The sequence below is a fragment of the Suttonella ornithocola genome (assembly GCF_001889065.1).
GTDB lineage: Bacteria > Pseudomonadota > Gammaproteobacteria > Cardiobacteriales > Cardiobacteriaceae > Suttonella_A > Suttonella_A ornithocola.
In genome coordinates, this window is sequence record NZ_LWHB01000269.1 from 1 (window position 1) to 457 (window position 457).

A 457-nucleotide genomic window follows, 5' to 3' on the forward strand; every position below is an offset into this window, starting at 1 on the left:
TCTTTCTATAGCTAAATGTCTTTAACTCGCATACGGCGTTAGCTTGTTTTGCCGTACTGAGGTTAGCTGTCTATGATTTGTCAGTTTGTATGCAAGCTAACCCCATTCAGCTATAGCAGGGCTCCCGAAAAATGCATACCGTACTTGTAGATAGAATACTGTTTCCAAAGTAGATATGAGTTAACGTTGTATGCATTTTTTGAGAAGCTGGCTATAGCGAAAGCATAAAAAGTAGTTTTATCGTTTCATTTTAACAACGATGCTTTTTATTTTTTGGTCTTCTGAAATGTCTATATTATCCGTATGATTTGCTTATCTTCACAGATAAAGGAACTAATCCATGATTCCGGAATTAAAACGCTTAAATGTATTAGCACGGTTACCGACATTGTCGCCTGAGCAACGTGCCGAGCGTGAACAATTACGCCAAGCCTATTTAGCACAAATCCGTGCACAG

The 457-nt window shown here is 38.5% G+C and carries 1 protein-coding gene; it reads left to right on the plus strand.

The features are described 5' to 3' along the window. Positions 1–340: 340 nt before the first annotated feature. Positions 341–457, plus strand: a 117-nt coding sequence (locus A5N85_RS17995) for a DUF896 domain-containing protein (RefSeq protein WP_143143336.1), incomplete at its 3' end; no start/stop codon positions are given.